Source organism: Blastococcus sp. SYSU DS0973, assembly GCF_054051055.1.
Genome location: NZ_JBJHAN010000001.1, coordinates 596,081 through 612,889 on the forward strand (window position 1 = coordinate 596,081; position 16,809 = coordinate 612,889).

Annotated in this window: 16 protein-coding genes; 4 read left to right on the forward strand and 12 right to left on the reverse strand. The window is 72.0% G+C overall.

The genetic code is table 11. The annotated features are described in order from the left end of the window. Nucleotide 1: 1 nt before the first annotated feature. The 4 genes from ACI791_RS03020 to ACI791_RS03035 are packed head-to-tail and all read right to left on the reverse strand — an operon-like array spanning nucleotide 2 to nucleotide 2,935. Nucleotides 2–952 (reverse strand): enoyl-CoA hydratase-related protein, encoded by a 951-nt coding sequence (locus ACI791_RS03020; protein WP_456584809.1) that lies wholly within the window; start codon nucleotides 950–952, stop codon nucleotides 2–4. Further along, nucleotides 949–1,092, reverse strand: coding sequence for a hypothetical protein (locus ACI791_RS03025; RefSeq protein WP_456584671.1), 144 nt, complete (start codon nucleotides 1,090–1,092; stop codon nucleotides 949–951). The genes ACI791_RS03020 and ACI791_RS03025 overlap by 4 nt, the downstream gene beginning before the upstream one ends. Beyond that, the gene (locus ACI791_RS03030) at nucleotides 1,089–1,751 is read right to left on the reverse strand and encodes a response regulator (protein ID WP_456584672.1); all 663 of its coding nucleotides are present in this window, start codon (nucleotides 1,749–1,751) and stop codon (nucleotides 1,089–1,091) included. The genes ACI791_RS03025 and ACI791_RS03030 overlap by 4 nt, the downstream gene beginning before the upstream one ends. Continuing rightward, nucleotides 1,748–2,935, reverse strand: a complete 1,188-nt coding sequence (locus ACI791_RS03035; RefSeq protein WP_456584673.1) for a sensor histidine kinase — start codon at nucleotides 2,933–2,935, stop codon at nucleotides 1,748–1,750. The genes ACI791_RS03030 and ACI791_RS03035 overlap by 4 nt, the downstream gene beginning before the upstream one ends. A gap of 193 nt (nucleotides 2,936–3,128) precedes the next feature. Here ACI791_RS03035 and ACI791_RS03040 point away from each other — a divergent pair, with 193 nt between their 5' ends. Next, nucleotides 3,129–3,773: a hypothetical protein gene (locus ACI791_RS03040; protein WP_456584674.1), complete on the forward strand. Its 645-nt coding sequence runs from the start codon at nucleotides 3,129–3,131 to the stop codon at nucleotides 3,771–3,773. Nucleotides 3,774–3,792: 19 nt separating this feature from the next. Here the strand turns inward: ACI791_RS03040 and ACI791_RS03045 are convergent, their stop codons facing one another. After that, entirely contained in the window at nucleotides 3,793–4,644 is an 852-nt protein-coding gene (locus tag ACI791_RS03045; RefSeq protein ID WP_456584675.1) for a patatin-like phospholipase family protein, read from the reverse strand. An 80-nt stretch (nucleotides 4,645–4,724) separates the two neighbouring features. Between ACI791_RS03045 and ACI791_RS03050 the strand changes: the two genes are divergently transcribed. Both ACI791_RS03050 and ACI791_RS03055 read left to right on the forward strand, forming a co-directional pair. Next, the gene (locus ACI791_RS03050) at nucleotides 4,725–6,467 is read left to right on the forward strand and encodes a class I adenylate-forming enzyme family protein (RefSeq protein WP_456584676.1); all 1,743 of its coding nucleotides are present in this window, start codon (nucleotides 4,725–4,727) and stop codon (nucleotides 6,465–6,467) included. A gap of 75 nt (nucleotides 6,468–6,542) precedes the next feature. Then, on the forward strand, nucleotides 6,543–7,601 hold the full coding sequence (locus ACI791_RS03055; protein ID WP_347059692.1) for a potassium channel family protein: 1,059 nt from the start codon (nucleotides 6,543–6,545) through the stop codon (nucleotides 7,599–7,601). A gap of 77 nt (nucleotides 7,602–7,678) precedes the next feature. Here the strand turns inward: ACI791_RS03055 and ACI791_RS03060 are convergent, their stop codons facing one another. Both ACI791_RS03060 and ACI791_RS03065 read right to left on the reverse strand, forming a co-directional pair. Then, nucleotides 7,679–7,999, reverse strand: coding sequence for an adenylate/guanylate cyclase domain-containing protein (locus ACI791_RS03060; protein ID WP_456584677.1), 321 nt, complete (start codon nucleotides 7,997–7,999; stop codon nucleotides 7,679–7,681). Next, complete coding sequence (locus ACI791_RS03065) at nucleotides 7,915–9,264, reverse strand: adenylate/guanylate cyclase domain-containing protein (RefSeq protein ID WP_456584678.1); 1,350 nt, start codon at nucleotides 9,262–9,264, stop codon at nucleotides 7,915–7,917. Before ACI791_RS03065 ends, ACI791_RS03060 begins: the two co-directional genes overlap by 85 nt. A 140-nt stretch (nucleotides 9,265–9,404) precedes the next feature. Between ACI791_RS03065 and ACI791_RS03070 the strand changes: the two genes are divergently transcribed. Beyond that, on the forward strand, nucleotides 9,405–9,965 hold the full coding sequence (locus ACI791_RS03070) for an isochorismatase family protein (RefSeq protein ID WP_456584679.1): 561 nt from the start codon (nucleotides 9,405–9,407) through the stop codon (nucleotides 9,963–9,965). A gap of 293 nt (nucleotides 9,966–10,258) precedes the next feature. Here ACI791_RS03070 and ACI791_RS03075 read toward each other — a convergent pair whose 3' ends face one another. From ACI791_RS03075 to ACI791_RS03095, 5 genes are all read right to left on the reverse strand, one after another. Further along, nucleotides 10,259–10,513, reverse strand: coding sequence for a hypothetical protein (locus tag ACI791_RS03075; protein ID WP_456584680.1), 255 nt, complete (start codon nucleotides 10,511–10,513; stop codon nucleotides 10,259–10,261). Nucleotide 10,514: 1 nt separating this feature from the next. Continuing rightward, the gene (locus ACI791_RS03080) at nucleotides 10,515–11,717 is read right to left on the reverse strand and encodes a hypothetical protein (RefSeq protein WP_456584681.1); all 1,203 of its coding nucleotides are present in this window, start codon (nucleotides 11,715–11,717) and stop codon (nucleotides 10,515–10,517) included. A 310-nt stretch (nucleotides 11,718–12,027) separates the two neighbouring features. Then, nucleotides 12,028–12,615, reverse strand: coding sequence for a hypothetical protein (locus tag ACI791_RS03085; RefSeq protein ID WP_456584682.1), 588 nt, complete (start codon nucleotides 12,613–12,615; stop codon nucleotides 12,028–12,030). Further along, entirely contained in the window at nucleotides 12,608–13,318 is a 711-nt protein-coding gene (locus tag ACI791_RS03090; RefSeq protein ID WP_456584683.1) for a PD-(D/E)XK nuclease family protein, read from the reverse strand. The genes ACI791_RS03085 and ACI791_RS03090 overlap by 8 nt, the downstream gene beginning before the upstream one ends. Nucleotides 13,319–13,381: 63 nt before the next feature. Beyond that, entirely contained in the window at nucleotides 13,382–16,801 is a 3,420-nt protein-coding gene (locus ACI791_RS03095) for a DEAD/DEAH box helicase family protein (protein ID WP_456584684.1), read from the reverse strand. Nucleotides 16,802–16,809: the final 8 nt, after the last annotated feature.

Sequence of the window (16,809 nt, forward strand, 5' to 3'; positions counted from 1 at the left end):
CTCAGCCGGTGACGTCGTCCGGCGGGGCGGGCCAGCGCGGTACCCCGGCGACGGCGCCGTCGGGCAGCCTCCCAGGGAAGCGCGGTGGCCGCTTCTCCAGGAAGGCGGCCACGCCCTCGGCCGGGTCGGGCCCGTCCCCCAGCTCCACCAGCGCCCGGGACTCCGCGCGGTGCGCGTCCCACGGCGAGGCCGCGCCGAGCATCGACCACAGCAGCTGCCGGGCGGCACCGACGGCGACCGCGCTGGTGTTCTCGACGATCTCGTGGGCGAGCCCGTAGGCCGCCGGGAGCAACTCGTCGTCGGGGACGACGCGGGAGACCAGCCGGCCGCGCAGCGCCTCCGCTGCGTCGAACACCCGCCCGGTGGCCACCCACTCCATCGCCTGGCTGATGCCGACCACCCGGGGCAGGAACCAGGACGACGCCGCCTCGGGCACGATCCCGACCCGGCCGAACACGAAGCCGAAGCGGGCGGACTTCGCCGCGATGCGGACGTCCATGGGCAGCGTGAGGGTGGCCCCGATGCCGACCGCCGGCCCGTTCACCGCGGCGATCACCGGCTTGCGCAGCGCGGCGAAGGGCAGCGCGGCCACGCCGCCGGCGTCCCGCGGGAAGCCGGCGATGTCCTCGCTCAGCGGGCCCGGCGGTCGCTCGCGGGTGCGCCGGTCACCGAACGTGCCGGGTCCGCCGCCCAGGTCGGCGCCGGCGCAGAAGGCCCGTCCGGAACCGGTCACCACGACGACCCGCACGTCGTCGTCGGCGTCCGCGGCCGCGGCCACGCGGGCCAGCTCGTCGGCCATCGTCAGGGTGAACGCATTGAGCCTGTCCGGCCGGTGCAGCGTCACCGTCGCCACGCCGTCGGCCACCTCGTAGCGGAGCTCGGTGAGGTCCGTGGTCTTCCTCCTGTCAGCGGGCGGCGCTCCGGTACCGGAGCGCCTGGACGGGTCGGTCAGGCGCCGAGGGCGCCGGCGACCGCGAGCCGGGCGACGGCGTCGAGGTGCTCGGCCTCGTCGCCCAGCAGCCACCGGTCCACCTTCGCGCGCCGCCGGAACACGTGCGCGTCGTGTGTCCAGGCGGAGCCGATGCCGCTCACCCGACGCCGGGGCGCACCAGGCCGGACTCGTAGGCGAGCACCACCGCCTGCACCCGGTCCCGGACGCCCAGCTTCGCCAGCACCCGGGCGACGTGCGTCTTCACCGTCCCCTCGCCGAGCACGAGGGCGGCGGCGATCTCGGCGTTCGACAGGCCGCGCGCGACCAGCCGGAGCACCTCCTCCTCGCGCGGCGTCAGCAGGACGAGGCCGGGGGCGGCGGCCGGCGTCCCGGCGCGGCCGACGAAGTCGTCGAGCAGGCGGCGCAGCAGCGCGGGCGCCAGCAGCGAGTCGCCGCTCACCGCCGACCGGACGGCGGTGACCAGCTGCTCGCGCGGCATGGACTTGAGCAGGAACCCGGTGGCACCGGCCCGGATCGCCTCGACCAGGTGCTCGTCGGCGTCGAAGGTCGTCAGCATGACGACGGCCGTGCCGTTCCCCGGCTCCGCGGTGATCCGCCGGGCCGCCTGGATGCCGTCCAGCCGCGGCATCCGGATGTCGACCAGCGCCACGTCCGGGCGCAGCTGCCGGCACAGGGTCACCGCCTCGACCCCGTCGGCGGACTCGCCCACCACCTCCAGGTCGGTCTCGGCCTCCAGGATCATCCGCAGCCCGGTCCGGACCAGCGCCTCGTCGTCGGCCAGCAGGATGCGGACGGTCATGCCGGCGCGTGCTCCGCGGCGGGGACCGGCAGCACGGCGCGGGTCCGCCACCCCCGGCCGTCCTCCCGCGGGCCGGCCTCCACGCGGCCGTCGAACAGTGCGACCCGTTCGCGGATGCCGGCCAGCCCGAAGCCCGCGCCCGTCGGCGGGGTCGGCGCGACAGCGCCGTCGTCGGCGACCTCCACCTCCAGGGTCTGGTCGGTGTAGTGCACCCGGACGTCGATCCGGGCGCCGGGCGCGTGCCGGATCGCGTTGGTGACCGACTCCTGCACGATTCGGTAGGCGGTCGCCTCGACGGCTGCCGGCAGCGGGCGGGGGCAGCCGTCCACCGCGAGCCCGGCGGGCCGACCGGCCGACCGCGCCGCCGCCACCAGCTCCTCGACCTCGGCCAGTGAACCGGGCTGCCCGTCCCCGGACCCGCCACCGCCGTCGTCGCGCAGCACCCGGAGAAGCCGCCGCAGATCCTCCAGCGCCGCCCGCCCGGAGGTGAGCACGACGTCCAGCGCGCGCTCCGCCGCCGGCTCCCGCCCGCCGAGGCCCGCCTGTGCCGCATCGGCGTGCAGCAGCATCAACGTCACCGCGTGCCCGACGACGTCGTGCATCTCCCGGGCGATGCGCCGGCGTTCGGCAGCCAGCGCCGACGCCCGCGCGAGGTCCACCTCGCGGGCGCGTTCCCGGGCCGCCATGACCTCGTGCTCGGCGGCCACCGCCCGGTCGAGGCGCTCTCGGGCGAGCCGGGCGAGGACCCACACCACGATCGGGATCGCTGCGTTGCCGATCTCGTCGGCGACGATGACGTCCTCGCCGACGAACGCGTACAGCTCGACCGCGGCCAGCACCGCGAGCAGACCGAGCAGCGCCTCGCGCCGCCGGTCCGCGTACTGGGCGACCGAGTAGGTCACCACCAGGACGGCGACGAAGCCGGAGACGGCCGGGGCGTCGCCGAGGAGGGTCTGGAACGCCAGCCCCGCAGCGACTGCCACGGCCGCGATCAGCGGCCGCAACCGGCGGAGCGCCAGGCTGCCGGTCATCACCGCGAAGGCCACCATCTGCAGGGGCAGCCGCGCGACCGCACCGCCGGCGAGCAGCAGCTCGGCCTGGCCGGCGAGGGTGAGCACGAGGGCCAGCGCCCCGTCGCGCACCCACAGCGGCAGCTCTCGCCAGCGGGCTCCCGATCCGGACATGGCCGCAGCGTAGGACCGCGGGGACCGCTGCGGATCCGCCTCGCGGGCGATCCCGCATCCGCCGTGCGGGAGATCGGGTCCGGGCGGACACCGTCGGCATCTCGGCCGATGGGCAGACGACCGGCGGCCGGCCCAGCGGTTGCGTGGACGGCGCACGGCGCGAAGGGCGCGCCGGCCCGAGGAGGAGACACACATGACCACCACCACGAGCTCCGGCGTCTCGGCGCCCCACGCCACCGGCCGGCGCAGCCCCCTGCCCGCGCTCGCCGGCGTCGGCGCGCTGCTCGCGTTCGCGGCTGCGGCCGTCACCTTCGGCGACCCGATGGGGGGAGCCGCCACACCCGGCGAGGCGGCGTCCGCCCTGGCAGGCGCCGACGTGATGCTCGCCGCGGTGCTCATGGGGCTCTATGCGCTCCTGGCCATCGCCGTCGCCGGGCTGCTGGCCGTGCACCTGGGACGCCGGCGGGACGACGCCGCCGTCCGGCTGCTGCCGTTGCTCGGCGCCGGTCACGTGCTCCTGATGACCGCGGCGACGGCGGCTCCGGCTGCGGCGGTGACGGTCGGCACCCTGACCTTCGGCGACGGGGTGACGCCGACCGGCGCGGAGTTCGCCCTCCTGCTCATGAACGTGGCCCACCCGATGGCCGCCTGGGTGGGCATCGGCTTCCTCGTCGCCGTCGCAGTCGCCGCCTGGACCGCCCGGGTCTCCCGGGTGCTGGTCGGCGTCAGCGCGGTGTTCGCCCTGGGCCTGGCGCTCCCCCCGGTGGGCTGGGCGGTCACCTACCTGATGGCCTTCTGGTTCGCCGGGGTCGGCCTGTGGCTGTGGCGCCGCGGCTGAGCGCTCCCGCGAAGGCCGGTCAGTCGTTCCAGACCTCGGCGACCCGCTGCGCGACCGCCGCCGCCTGGGCGCGGCCGGCCCGCGCGGCGGGTTCCCGGGCCGCCGGGTCGAGGACGTTGCGGCCGATCGCCGTCCGGCTGCCCTCGTCCGGGGCGACGACGGCGACGCGCGCCAGCATGCCGGTGACCTGGGCGTCGACGCTGGCCATCGGCCCGACGCCGCGCGGGAGGGGCGCCAGGACGACGACCCGGTCGTACCCCTGTGCGAGGTCGGCGTTGGCCATCGAGCGCATGCCGCCGTCGACGTACCGGCGGCCGTCGATGGTGACCGGCGGGAAGACGCCGGGCACCGCGCAGCTGGCGGCCACCGCCTGCAGCAGCGGCACGCCCGAGTCACGGTCGAAGGGGCGGAACTCGCCGGTGGCGGCGTCGACGGCGGTCACGGTCAGCGGCCGGTCGGGCCACTCGCGGGAGACCAGCCGGGAGCCGATCACCTCCAGCCGCTCCTCCTCGGTGGGCGTCAGCCCCGCCTTCTCCGCCGCCAGGGCCAGCGTGCCCACGCGACGACGGAACTCGACGTCGCGGCCGCGGCTGACGAGCATCGCCCAGGCGTACCGGGCGAGGTTGCCGCGGGTCATCCGGGCCACCTTCTCCTGCGTGGGCGGCTCGAGCTGGCGGGCGTACATCTCCTCCAGCGGCGCCCCGCTGGTGATCTGCGCCCCGACCACCGAGCCGGCCGACGTGCCGACGACCAGATCGGCGTCGGTGAGGTCGACCCCCGCCTCGGCCAGGCCGGCGAGCACGCCGATCTCCCACGCGATGCCGGTGATGCCTCCGCCGCCCAGGACGAGGGCGGTGCGCTGGTCGCTCATGGGCGACATCCTCACAGAGACCTCGACACGGGCTGTGAGCTGGGCCACCCTGTGCCGGAGTCACCGACGAGAGGAAACGCATGACCACCGTGCAGTCCGCCCCGGTAACCGCGACGGTCGGCTGGCCCCCCGGTCTGCCCCGCTCGCTGGACTACCCGCGGGTGCCGGTGGGATCGATCCTGCGCGCCGCCGTGCGTCGCTGGGGCGACCGGACGGCGTTCCTCGACCACGACGTGCCGCTGACCTTCACCGAGCTGGGCGCCCGCGCGCATGCCGTCGCCGGCTGGCTGGCCGACCACGGCATCGGGCGGGGCGACGTCGTCGCCGTCCACATCCCGAACTGCCGCCAGTACCCCCCGCTCTACTACGGCATCCTGCTGTCCGGCGCCACCTTCTCCCCCACGAACCCGCTGCTCCCGGCCGCCGACCTCGCCGCCCAGCTCAGCGACGCCGGCGCGACGGTGCTGATCACCTGGGACCAGATCCTGCCGTTCGTGCGGGGCGCGCTGGTGCAGACGCCGGTGCAGACCGTCGTCGTCACCGGGAAGGCGCACATCCTCGACTTCGCCGCCCGGATCGACGGGCTGGAGGACGCCGACGTCGACCTCGCCGAGCTGCTGGCGGGCGACCCCACCGACCGGCACCTGGACAGCGGCGTCGACGTGGTCGAGGACCTGGCGCACCTGGCCTACACCGGCGGGACGACCGGTGTCAGCAAGGGCGTGGAGCTGCCGCACCGCCAGGTGGTGACGAACGTGGTGCAGTCGGCCTGCTGGACGTCGGGCTCGGTGCCGGTGCTCGACGAGCACGGTGACGTGACCCTGGAGCAGGTGCTGGATGCCGACGAGTGCCCCACCCGGCTCGGGGAGGCGCGGATCATCAACCTGACTCCGTGGTTCCACGCCATGGGCGCGATCGGCTACCTCAACGGCATGGTCATGGGCGGCACCATGACCGTCATCCACATGCGCTTCGACCCGGTGCAGTACGTCGAGGACATGGTCAGGCACCAGGTGACCGCCATCGGGGGCGCCCCGCCGGTCTTCGTCGCCCTGCTGCAGGTGCCCGGGTTCGCCGAGGCCGACCTCTCGCACGTGCGCGGGGTCAGCAGCGGCGCCGCACCGCTCCCGGTCACGCTGATCGAGAAGATGGGCGCGCTGATGCCCAACGCCACCATCGGCGAGGGCTACGGGCTCACCGAGGTCACGATGATGGCGACCGGCAACCCGACCTTCCGGTCCGGCACCCGCAAGCCGGGCACGGTCGGCGTGCCGATCTTCGACACCGAGATCAGCATCCGGCCGATCGGTGGCGGCGACCCGCTGCCCCCCGGCGAGCGCGGCGAGGTGTGCATCCGGGGACCCCAGGTGATGCGCGGGTACGCGCACCGCCCCGACGCCACCGCCGACGCCATCGACGTCGACGGCTGGTTCCACTCCGGCGACGTGGGCATCCTCGACGAGGACGGTTACCTGGCGATCGTCGACCGCACCAAGGACATGCTGCTCTACAAGGGCTACAACGTGTTCCCGCGCGAGCTGGAGGAGGTCCTGTTCGGCGTCCCCGGGGTCGGTGGCGCGGCGGTGGTGGGTCGGCCCGACCCAGAGGCCGGCGAGCTGCCGGTGGCCTACGTCGTGCGCAAGGACGACGCCGACGGCGCCGCCCTCACCGTCGAGTCGGTCATGGCGGCGGTCAACGGCAAGGTGACGCCGTACAAGCGGCTCCGCGACGTCCGGTTCATCGACGCGATCCCGGTGTCGGCGGCCGGCAAGGTGCTCAAGCGTGAGCTCGCCGCCCGCGAGCGGGAGGCCGTCGGGGGCTGACCGGCCGGGCGCCGCGGCACCCCGTTCGGGTGCGGCGGCGCGCGACCGGCGTGTCCGCTCACTATCGTCCGCGGCGTGGCTGAAGAGCGGAACGGTCTGGAGACCGAGCACACCGGGGTGCGGATCGCCCACGTCGAACAGTCACCGGTCCGCCAGGTGTGGCGGCGCGTGCTCATCGCCGCGGTCGTCCTGCTCGTCGTCGTGCTCGTGGTCTACCTGGACCGAGACGGCTACGCCGACAGCCGCGGCGACGAGATCTCGCTCCTCGACGCGACCTACTACGCGACGGTCAGCCTCTCCACCACCGGCTACGGCGACATCACCCCGGTCACCGAGCAGGCCCGGCTGATCAACGTCCTGCTGATCACGCCGCTGCGCATCATGTTCCTGATCGTCCTCATCGGAACGACGCTCGAGGCCCTCACCGCGCGCTCGCGCGAGGAGTTCCGCATCCACCGCTGGAGGTCCCGCGTGCGCCAGCACGTCATCGTGTGCGGCTACGGCACGAAAGGCCGCAGCGCGATCCGCTCGCTCCAGGCCAACGGCACGCCGCTGGAGAAGATCGTCGTCGTCGATCCCGAGCCCCGGGCGATCGACGAGGCCAACGCCGCTGGGCTCACCGGCATCGTCGGCGACGCCGGCCGCACGGACGTGCTGCGCCGGGCAGCCGTGGAGCGGGCCCGGTCGGTGATCGTCGCCGCGAATCGCGACGACGCGTCGGTACTCATCACCCTGACGGTGCGGCAGCTCAACCCGAGCGTGCCGATCACCACCAGTGTCCGGGAAGAGGAGAACGCCAACCTCCTGCGGCAGTCCGGCGCCGACACGGTCATCACCACCTCGGCCACCTCCGGGCGGCTGCTCGGCCTGTCCACCGACGCCCCGCGGGTGGTGGCCGTGGTCGAGGACCTGGTCACCGGTGGGCAGGGGCTGGATCTCCACCAGCGGACGGTCACCACCGACGAGGTGGGCCTGGGCCCCCGGCAGCTGCGCGACATCGTGCTGTCGGTGACCCGCGGCGGGCGCACGCTGCGCTTCGACGACCCGCTGATCGGGACGCTCCAGCCGGAGGACGTGCTGGTCGTGGTGAAGGCGCACGAAGCGGGCAAGGGGACCCGCTCCCCGACGCAGTAGTCGTCGCTCCTGGCCGCCGGATCCCGTCCTGGCATGGGCCCGCTCCGGCGTCGTCCCCCGATCACCATCCGGCTCATTCAGGCCGGCGACCACCTGTGCGGGTCGCAGGCGTTCCCGCGGGAACGCCTCCTGCTCCTCTCGCCCCGGCAAAGCGCCCACGTGGTCGTGGTCTCGCCGCGACCACGGAGCTCGACCTCGGCGTCCTGCACCCAGTGCACGCGCTCCTCGGGGGCAGCCGCCGGCACGGCGGACTCGCTGGCCACGGCGCGGCCCGGGTGCTCCTTCGCCTGCTCGGTGAGCCGCGCCGCCTCGTTCACCGGGTCTCCGATGACGGTGTACTCCAGCCGGCTGGCCGCGCCCACCTGCCCCGCCCACACCCGGCCGCAGGCGACCCCCACGCCGACGTCGACCTCCCCGCCTCGGCGACGGCGTCGCAGATCCGCCGGGCAGCCCGCAGGGCCGCGCCGGCCGGGTCGGGGTGGTCGGCCGGGGCACCGAAGACGCACAGCGCGGCGTCGCCCTCGAACTTGTTCACCAGGCCGCCCTCGGCCTCGATGGACTCGACGACGACGGCGAAGAACCGGTTGAGCAGGCCGACCATCTCCTCCGAGCCGGTGCGGCGGACCAGCGACGTGGAGCCGGCGATGTCGACGAAGAGCGCCGCCACGGTCCGCTCCTCCCCGCCGAGGGAGACGCCGGTGGCCAGCGCCCGCTGGGCGACCGTCGTGCCGACGTGCCGCCCGAACAGGTCGCGCAGCCGCTCCCGCTCGGCCGGGCCCGCGGCCATGGAGTTCACCCCCTCCTGCAGCAGCCCGATCTCGCCGGCGTCGTCGACCACGACGTCGACGTCGTAGTTCCCCCGGCCGACCTGCTGCACCGCGCGCCGCAGGTCGCGCAGCGGCTGGCCCACGGCCCGGGCGGTGAGGACGGTGGCCAGCGCACCGACCAGCAGCGCGACGACGACGAGGAAGATGACCGCCGTGCGGCCGGGGCCGTCGGGGTTGCTCGGGTCCAGGTACAGCAGGACGACGCCGACCATGGGGACGCCGCTGGTGAGCCCCCAGGTGAGCAGCAGGCGGATGCGCACGCCCAGGGTGAGCGCGCCGGCCGGCGGGTGGGCGGCCAGTGCGGGGGCGGTGACGGCCCGCGCCGCCCGGGCGACCAGCAGGTAGGTGACGCCGGCGGTGACCACGCCGCCGAGGACGACGGCGACGGCGATCCGCGCACCTACCCGGGCGTCGGGGAAGGTGACCGCCCCGACGGCGCCCATGAGGACTGCGCCCAGCAGCCAGACCAGAGCGGCGATGAGCGCGGTGTCCAGCGGTAGCCGCAGGGCGTGCGCCGCCTCGCCGCTCGTCGGCTCCCGGCCGGCCATCAGCCAGCGGTTCGTGGCCCGCTGCCGCCGCAGCCCCGCGACGACGGCGAGCGGCAGGGCGAGGGCGAGGTAGGCCCCGGCCGGCCAGAGCACCTCCGCGCGGCCGGGGCTGCCCCCGCTGTGCTCCACGCCGATCGGCAGCAGGACCACGGTGCCGACCCCGATCAGGTTGGCCGCGATGACCAGCAGCACGATGACCGGGACGGCCAGCCGGCCGCTGGGCGCCCACTCGGTCCAGCCGCTGCCGCGGGCCACCGTGCGCGGCCGGTGGCCCTGCTCGTCGGTCACGGTCGGCGCAACGAGGTCCGGTGGGCGCAGGTTGCGGAGGCTCCCCCGATCGTGGCCGCACCGGCGGGCTCGGCGGGCGCTGAAGCGTCACCGGTCCGCTCTACGGTGACCGCGACGTCCCGGAGTCCACGGAGGCAGCCATGACCGCACTGCAGAACCGTTCGCGCACCGCCCTGCTCGTCATCGACGTGCAGAGCGGCGTGGTCGGCAACGCCTACGAGCGCGACCGCGTCGTCGGCAACATCCGGCAGCTCGTCGAGAAGGCCCGCGCCGAGCAGGTGCCGGTGGTGTGGGTCCAGCACTCCGACGCGGGCCTGCCGCAGGGCTCCGACGAGTGGCAGTACGTTCCGGAGCTGGCGCGCCTGGACTCCGAGCCCCTGGTGCACAAGAGCTACGGCGACTCGTTCGAGGCCACCGACCTGGAGGAACACCTCGCCGAGCGTGCCATCGGCCGGTTGGTGGTCACCGGTGCGCAGACCGACGCCTGCATCCGCTCGACGTTGCACGGCGCCCTGGTCCGCGGGTACGACACCACCCTGGTCGCTGACGCGCACACCACCGAGGACCTGCGCCAGTGGGGCGTGCCGATCGGCCCCGACCAGGCGATCGCCTACACGAACGCCTACTGGGGCTTCGCGTCCGCGCCCGGCCGCCGGGGCAGTGTCACCCCCACCGCGGAGGTCGACTTCTCGGGCGTCTGACCGGTCCGCCACGGCCCGGCGCGGGGCCACCGGGGAGCAGCGCCGGCCACGGACCTGATCACCGGGACGCCCGGGGCGCGCCGTGCCGGACCGCGGGAAGGGACGGCATCGACCCGGGGCCGGACGCACGAGAGCCCCGGTCAGCGACCGGGGCTCTCGCACGCAACAGGGGTGGTGGGGTGTTCGTAGATCTACGAACGGCGAGGTCCGGGCATCCGTTTCTACGAACGGCGCCAGCGGCTTGCACCCGTCGGTCCAGAAATCAGCACCCCCAGCAGGGCACCCAAGCGGAGCTACCGATCCGCGGCCGGCTTCTGGGAGAGGTACACGCGCCGAGGAGCCCGTGCACTCACTGGACCGCCCTTGAGCAGCTGGGCGATGACCCGCTCGGTGGCGCCGCGTCCCTTCAGGCCCTTCACCTGCCCGACGATGGCGCCCTCGGCGGTATGGATCACGATGTCAGCCTCGCTGTGACGCCGTCCGCGCTTGACGCTGCGGTCGGCAGCGCTGTCTGTGGCCATCCCGCCTCCCTTCATGGTGGTGCGCACGCTAGGTGGTCCGTACGACAGAACGGTAGAGGCTCACAGCCTCAACGACAGCCCAGGCCTGAGCAGCCGCGATCGTGGCCCACGCAATGCAGTTCCAGGGTGACAGCAACGGCACCGTGACGATCAGCGCCATGCCGAACAACACAAAGGAGGACACGACGAGCACACGCCGCAGCGGCCAGTGGAGTCGAGCCACCATCACGTGCTCTGGCGCGCGACTGAGCCAGGACAACAGCAAGGCCGGACCCGCGAGCAGGATCGATGCGGGAGACGACCCCGCGGGGCTCTCGGCGATGAAGACGTCGGTGAAGGTCCGGGCCCCCAGCGCCAGCGCTACCAGCACGCCGGTCAGCAGGGCACCCCACAGGGCGACACGGGGCAGGCCACGACGTTGCGGCGTGAGCACAATGTCGGCTGTCGCCGTCGTCAGGCGGTGATCTGGACGGCAGGCAACATGCGCGACAGTCTCCGGGTCCCGACGGGGAGCCCGGTCCTCCCATGCGCTGCCGAGGGTCCCGTCGACGTCGTACTCCCGGACGCGCAAGGCGCGAACACCGAGGCCGGCCGGAGCCTCGACCTCGAAGTGCCAGCTCGCCGCGATACCGAACTGGGGGATGCTGCGGGCGATAGTGGTCGGGATGCTGACCTTGCGGATCTCCGGCAGTTCGTCCTCGTACGAGTACTTCACGATCGAACGAGTCCCGACCACGTCGGCGTCAACCTCGACGGCGAACAAGAAGTTGTGCGCCAACTGGGTGGTCATCGAGGCGAAGACCTCCTGCGCGGGTCCGGACTCGATGTCTTCCTGTGAACCGAGCCATGCCTCGAACTGCGCGACGGCCTCCGGAGCGCCGTTCGGGGAGCAGTACACGACCCCCTCGAGCATGTTCTGGCACTCCTCGGACGAGACGATCGTGTCCGGCAGCACCTGTGCGGCCAGCGCGAGCAGCATCTCGACAGCCAGGCTGCCGTTCTCTTCGGAGTCCAGGATGGGCAGCGGCTGACCGGATGCACCCCGGGTGTTCACCTTCCGCAACGCGCCCTTCCGGACGAAGCCGAGGGGCAGGAGGACCCGCTTCCCGCTGCGCTCGATTGCCGGAGAAGGCAGCGTGTAGTCCAACGACACGTGCAGCGTCGTGCCGCCGTTGGCGTCCATGCGCAGCGACTCCACCCGCCGGTGCATCCAGGTGTTCGAGCGCAACATGAGTCCGGCGAGGATGACCCCGGTACTCGGCCGCGCTGTCAGCTGCCGCAGACGAGACATCAGGTTCCCCACGCGCTCACGCGGTGAAGTCGTCATGCGACCGGTTCGGCGGCAGGGCCCTCCGTCGTCGACATGACCGACACGGGTTTCCTCCAGCTCGTCCGTCGGGTCCTGGCAGGCCCAGGCCCCCGGCAGCCTACGGAGGCGCCAGCTGACCGACGACAAGCCCCCTGTTGCGGGGTCTGGCCGTGCATCGATGCGTTGGGGACAGCTGCCACTCCCCCGCCACCAATGCCCTCGACCGACGCGGTCAGCCAGCCCGAGGTGGGTGCAGGGCGTCTAGGGCCGGGGCTGCGGCAGCCCACAGCTCGCGGAAGGCGATGTCAACGTCATGGATGAGCGCGTCCGGGTCCAGCGGTGCGCCGGCCGGCGGCTGAACGTAGCGCCAGAACGGGAACGTCCGACCCGACGAGCCCTTGAGCTGTGCGCGCACCGGTCGCATCGCCTCGCTGATCTGCCGTCGGCGTTCCTCGTCGGCCGCGTCGGCGGGGAGACGCACGGCGACGTACGGCCACTCGTTCGGCCCCGGGGTGAGCAGGCGGGCACGCTCCCACTGAATGACGACGCTAACGTCTGCGGTCCTGTTGTGCTGCCAGGTCGGGCGGCGCAGTCCCGCCCGGGGCCAGGAACCGGAGTCCAGGTCGTTGGTCTCCAACTCGGCGTCGAGTTCTTCGGCCAGTTCCTCCAGCTGCGCAGCGACACCGACGAGATGCTTGTCGAGGAGCTGGCGTCCTTCTGCGCGCAGAGCCGCCCAACTCTCGATGTCGTGCCGGTGGTCGAGGTAGAACCATGCCTTCGCGTCGGCAGCTTCACGCGTGGGGACGATCGGGTCAGACACGGTGGTAGGCCTCCAGGGTGGCGATGTAGTCGTGGACGCCGGGTGCCGCCCCGGTCATCGAGGTGGCGGCCGCGCGGGCGATGTCGGCGACCTGCTCCCAGGTGACGGCTCGCCACTGGCCGCGGCTGTCCACCGCGGTGGTCGGTGAGCGCTGGCCGCGGGTGAGGAAGACGAAGCAGGGAGCCAGCTCGTTCTGCCAGTGCGCGTAGAGGCGGTCCAGCTGGCGGTCCTGTTCGACCGCGAAGGTCTTGGCCTCCACCACGATCGTCCAGTCGCTGCCGTAGACGACGAGGTCGGCGCGGGTTTCCACCCGCTGTTCCTCCAGCACCACCCGTACGCCGGCGTCCGTACCGGAGCCGTCGATCCCGAGGTGGTCCAGCAGTCTGCCCAGCGCAGCTGGGCCCATGCCGTGGTGTCCGTCTGGGCGCAGCAGCCACGCCAGACCGGCGGTCATGGCGAGTTCTCGGTACTGCTGATCGAGGGCCGCGAGCAGCGTCCGCGGACCGCCTCGCCAGCGTCCGGTCTGCACGAGGTCCCGGTGTGTGTCCCGCAGCCGCTCCAGGCTGCTGCTCCAGTGCGCCACCGCGCTGGCGTCCTTGGCGTCCTCGGCGGCGCCGATGGCTTCCCACGCCGTGGTCAGCGTCGCGTGGAGCTGCTCCCAGGCGTGCACGTCATCAAGGGTGGCTTGATCCGGTCGGGTCACGTGGGCTGCTCCTGCGACATGGTCAACTGCGGACTCCTGCTCGACGGATCAGTGACCCCGCCGTCACGCGACCGTGACGTCCGGAAGAGCGCGTTCCCTGACCTGATGGAGAACGGTCACGATGCCGTCGACCTCGTCCTCGGTGAAGATCGAGTCCGGCCCGTGGGGCGCGCTGTCGGTGAACGGTGATTCGTAGAGGCGGCCGACGTCCATGACCCCGTTGGCGGTCAGGTGCTCGACGATGAGCTGGACGAACCGGATCTGGTTGGACGAGTACGCGCCGTCGGACAGGTAGCGGTCGAACGCGGCGGTCGCGGCCTCGCGGTCGAGGCCGACCAGGGAGCGGATGAACAGCCCGAGTCCGTGGGACTCCTCGCGGGCGCGGGCGATGTCGGCCTCGCTGCCGGCGCCGGACTCCCCCAGCATCTCCTCCAGCGACGCCAGATCCTCCGGGGTCAGCTGGAGGTTCCGACGGAGACGCTGCAGGGCCAGGTGGTCCTCGTGGTCGCGGAGGTAGGCGCGGGCCTTCGCGCGGAACCGTTCCCAGTTCGTGCCAGGGGTGACGCCGGGCAGTTCGATGGTGCTGCTCTCGCCGAGCTCGTCGGCGAAGTTGGAGTAGACGACGGCGCGCTGGGACTTCTCCACGAAGCGCACGAGCCCACGGATTCGGCGCCGGGCGAGCTCGAGCATCGGGAGGGTGACGTCGACCCACCATTCGTCGCCGGACAGCTCCTCGAGCAGCTGCTCCTGTGCCTTGACCGAGGGGATTGTCGTCTGGCCGAGCAGTGCGGCGGTGATGTCCCGCACCTGCGTGCGCAGCCGCTCGAACAGGATGGCATCGCCGTCGAGTTGGGCCAGCTGCAGTCGCAGCAGGATCAGGTCGAAGCGTTTGGCGTCCTCGTCGTCGTCCCGCTTGGTGGAGGGCAGGCCGGCGAGGTGGTGGGCGATGTCGCCGGCCTTCTCCGGGGTCAGCTGGTGCCAGGCATCCCAGTCGGAGTACGTCTCGACCCATTGCCGGGCCGGGCGGACCAGGAAGTTGTCCTCGTTCATGCCGACCACCACCTCGTGCAGCGTCCAGGCAACGTCGACGCGCAGGCCGCGGTCGCTGACCTCGCCCTGGCCGACTTCAGGCTGGCCGCCGGCGTCGGCTCCCGCGCCGGTCTGGTCCAGCGCGGTGAGCAGTCCCAGTCGGGCTTCGAACAGCCGCTCAGCGAGCGATTTCTGCAGCGACCCGCCGGAGTCGGGCAGGTTCTGGCTGAAGAACTCGAGGTTGCCGCAGAAGTCGAAGACGTAGAAGTTCTTCTTGTCTTCGCCGGGGCCGTAGAGGTCGGGGCGCAGGCGGGTGCCGCGGCCGATCATCTGCCAGAACTTGCTTTTGGCGCGGATGAGCTTGAAGAAGACGAGGTTGACCACCTCGGGGACGTCGATGCCGGTGTCGAGCATGTCGACGGAGATGGCGATGTGGGGCGCCTTGTCCTTGATCGAGAAGCCATCGATCAGGTTCTGGGCGTAGGTCACCGAGTGGGTGATGACGCGGGCGAAGTCGCCGGCGTACTCGGGGTAGTTGACGTCGAAGCGCTTCTGGATGAACTCGGCGTGGGCCTGGTTCTTGGCGAAGACGATGGTCTTGCCGAGCCGGTCACCGCCGGCGACCTTGTGGCCGTCCTTCATCAAGGTGGCGAGGACCTTGTCGACGGTATCGGAGTTGAAGAGGAACTTGTTGAGCTCTTCGGCCGAGACGGCGTCAGGGATGTCGCCGTCCTCGTTCCACTCGAACGAATCCCAATCGTCCTTCTCCTCCTCGCTGAGCTCGTCATAGCGGATGCCTTCGCGGAGGAACTTCGTGGGCACCGACACAGCCACCGGCGGCACGAGGTAGCCGGCGGCCACGGCCTCGTCGAGGCTGTAGGCGTCGGTGGGAACCCCGTCTTCGAGGTTGAACAACGAATAGGTGTTGCGGTCGACCTCGTCCTTCGGCGTGGCGGTGAGGCCTACCAGCAGCGAGTCGAACCAGGAAAAGATGGAACGGTACTTCTGGTAGACCGATCGGTGGGCCTCGTCGATGACGATGAGGTCGAAGTAGCCCGGTCCGAACAGCCTCCGACCCGCGTCGGTCTCGTTGATCAAGTTCATCATTGTCGGGTACGTCGAGACGTACACCCGGCCGTCGGCGACCTTCTCAGTCACCAGGTTGACCGTGGTCGCGTTCGGCAGGTGGGTCTTGAAGGCCCCGACGGCCTGGTTGACCAGTGCGGTGCGGTCGGCGAGGAACAGGACCCGCTTGACCCACCCGGCGCGCATCAGCTGATCGACCAGCGCGATGACGGTTCGCGTCTTGCCGGAGCCGGTGGCCATCACCAGAAGGGCGGCGCGCTGCTTGGCGATGAAGGTCTCTCCTACCGCCCGGATGGCGCGCTGCTGGTAGTGGCGCTCCACGATGCTCTTGTCGATGGGCGCGTCGGCCAGCGGCAGGCGGCCGGTGCGGCGCTGCACCATCAGTTCGAGCTCGTCGGCGGTGAAGAAGCCCTCGACCCGGCGCGGCGGGTAGCCGGCGGCGTCGTCCCATAGCCAGGTCTGGTAGCCGTTGGTGTAAAAGATCACCGGCCGGCGGCCGGTCATCTGCTGCAGGCAGTCGGCGTACAGCTTGGCCTGCTGTTGGCCTACCGCCGGCTCGACGGTGGTCTTCTTCGCCTCCACGACCGCCAGCGGCAGCCCGTCGCTGCCCCACAGCACGTAGTCGACGAAGCCCTTGCCCTCGGCGTTTGGCATGCCGGTGACCTCGAACTCGCGGTCCCGGTCATCGGTGAGCTGCCAGCCCGCCTCGCGGAGGAGCTCGTCGATGATGAGGTCGCGGGTCTGGGCCTCGGAGTAGTCGTGAGTGTCCGTCAGCGTGTTCGCGGCCTGCGCGGCCTTGATCTGCTGGCGCAGCTTTTCGATCTCGGCATCCTTCGCCGCTGCAAGATCGTCCCGCTCCTTGAGCGCACGGGCATTGGCCTCGTCCTGCTGACGAAACCTTTCCGCAAGCCGAACAACGTCGGCGCGACTCAAGGGTGCCTGACTACCGGCGAGCTTCGCGTCGAACACGGCCCCGGTCGGCACCGCCTCCGGGTTGGCGGAGTAGCGAAAGGCCGTCCACACAACCACGTGGTGCAACTCGCGCAGCACATCCACCGCAGCCCGAGCCGGGATCGGCTGGACGTCGTGTACGGCACGATTGCCCAGCTTGCGGATCAGGTTCAGCTTCTGCCCAATGCCGACGCCGACCCGCCGCTGGAAGTCCGGCCCGTTGATCCGGGCCGCGAGGTCATCCTTGTAGGGAATGGGCAACCCGTCAACGTCGTGGATGAGTCCAACGAGTTGCTCTACGGCGCGACGTGCGTAAAAGCATGCCGACCGCGGGTCACCACCTAGGTAGCTCTCTGCCCGTCGACAGTCCACATGAATCTGCGGCCATTCGCCGCTGATGAAGTCAAAGTTGCCCATAATGTTCT